Here is a 2,285-nt window from a genome sequence, read left to right on the forward strand (position 1 = left end):
TTTTTAAGTTTCCATTTGCATCCCCAGAGGCAATATATCTCTTATCAGGACTGAAAGCTACAGATTTGACCAAATAAGAATGCCCTTCTAATGTCCTGATAAGTTCACCTGTTTCTACCCACCATATTTTGATCGTATTGTCTCTACTTCCTGAGACAAGATATTTGCCATCCGGACTAAAGGCTACTGATTCGACGCGATCAGAATGTCCTCTTAATGTTCGAATGCTCTTGCCTGTAGCTGCGTCCCATAGTTTAATTGTTCTATCGCTATTTCCAGAAACAATATATCTTCCGTCTGGGCTGAAATCTACGGAAGTGACCATCCAATATTCTTTTTCCCCCTCTATTGTGTTAATAAGTTTTTCTGTCTCTGTCTCCCATAACTTAATTGTATTATCCATACTTCCGCAAGCAATATATTTGCTGTCTGGGCTAAAAGCCACTGAGGTGATCCACCTGAGATGCCATTCTTTGGAATGCCCCTCTAATGTTCTGAGACAATCACCTGTTTTTGCTCCCCACAGTTTGACTGTATTATCATCACTTCCAGAAGCAATATATTTTCCATCCGGACTAAAAGCTACTGATGCAACTGTAGCAGAATGCCCCTCTAATGTTTTGAGACAGTCACCTCTTTTTGTTTCCCACAATCTGACTGTATTATCATCACTCCCAGAAGCAATATATTTTCCATCCGGACTGAAGGCTACTGATCTAATGTACTTAGAATGTCCTTTCAATGATTGAATAAGTTTACCTGTTTCTACTTCCCATAAATTGATTGTTTTATCTCCACCTCCAGAGGTGATAAACTTTCCGTTCGGACTAAAGGTTACTGAAGAGAGCCAATTAGAATGTTCTCTGAATATTTTGCTAAGTTTACCTGTTTTTACCTCCCACAGTTCGATTGTACCATCACTACACCCCAAAGCAATATATTCCCATCCGGACCGAAAGCTGCTGATTTGACTGAAGTAGATTGCTCCTTTAATGTTTGAATAACCTCACCTGTTTCTGTCTCCCATACTTTAATTGTTTTTCCATTACTACTCACAGATACAATATATTTTGCATCTTGACTAAAAGTTACAGATTCGACGGAAGTAGTGTGTCCCTTTAACTTTTGCCATTTGCCCGTTTTTGTCTGCCACACATCAATAGTGTTATCATCATTTATGGAAGCACCATATCTTCCGTTTGAACTTAAGGTTATTGACCTGACTGAATCAGAAAGCACCGTAATACTCCCTATAGGGGCACCTGATTCCACATCCCATCTCTTGACTATTCTATTATTAAACACAGAGAATATACATTTCACATCTGGGCTGAAAACTGGAAAACTTCCCTCATCTCGTATTATACGAATACACACTCCTGATTTTACCTCCCATACGATAATCTCTCGCCAGCTTCCAGAAGCAATATATTCACCATCTGAGGAGAAGATTACAGATCTAATCTTGTCATAATGTCCCTTTAATGTTCGAATAAGTTCACCTGTTTGTACATTCCACAGTTTGATTGTCTCATCATTACTTCCTGAGACAACATATTTCCCATCTGGACTAAAGGTTACTGAATCAACGGAAGATGTGTGCCCTTTAAATATTCTGATGAGCTTACCAGTATCTTTCTCCCAGAGACGGACTGTGTTATCAAAACCTCCGGAGACAATGTATCTTCCATCCGGGCTGAAGGCCACAGAATTGACAGAATCTGTATGTCCCGTCTGCGGAACAATCTCAACCTCCTTTTTTGCCTTCGGCTCAACAGATACAACCTCCTGCCCCAACATCAAAACTACACTCACGATTCCCAAACCAACCATCAATCTTCTCATCATCCTGACCTCCTTCAATTTTAAATTGTAGGGACAATCCTTGTGGTTGTCCGCCCACTCTTCAGAATTTCATAATAAAAGGCTAAAGCCTGAACTCCGATTTTTTCAAGCTTGTTTGTAGTCATCCCCTGCTCATCTATTCTACCCCAACCTCTCAAATAAGTCAAGCAAAAAAAGTCTTGCCAGTAATCCTTCAGTTATCAGGTGTAAATTGTTTGTAGTAACCCGCTTATGGTTTTTGCATAAATAAGTTCCTCTTTTCACGAATTCCCTCTCCCCTTGTGGGAGTATGTGTTTAGCGTGCTGAAATACACCACAGAGATGATATGATAAAGTGTCAAGTTTGACCTGCGAAAGATTTTATGGTATACTATACAAAAAGTATTAACTAACTAAAATAAGGAGGACAAACTTATGACACAAACAACATATTTACCAAA

2 protein-coding genes are annotated in these 2,285 nt (G+C 39.4%); both read right to left on the reverse strand.

All coding sequences use genetic code 11. The features are described from left to right. Positions 1-931 (reverse strand): WD40 repeat domain-containing protein (locus AB1414_19460; GenBank protein ID MEW6609591.1); only part of this gene is annotated, 931 nt, incomplete at its 3' end. Next, positions 892-1,848 (reverse strand): WD40 repeat domain-containing protein, encoded by a 957-nt coding sequence (locus AB1414_19465; protein ID MEW6609592.1) that lies wholly within the window; start codon positions 1,846-1,848, stop codon positions 892-894. The genes AB1414_19460 and AB1414_19465, both read right to left, overlap by 40 nt. Positions 1,849-2,285: the final 437 nt, after the last annotated feature.

Source organism: bacterium, assembly GCA_040755795.1.
Classification (GTDB): Bacteria; UBA9089; CG2-30-40-21; order CG2-30-40-21; family SBAY01; genus JBFLXS01.

What these genes read in the sequence shown, in the direction of transcription:
- AB1414_19465 (MEW6609592.1), bottom strand. Translation starts at nt 1,848, where the DNA reads ATGATGAGAAGATTGATGGTTGGTTTGGGAATCGTGAGTGTAGTTTTG.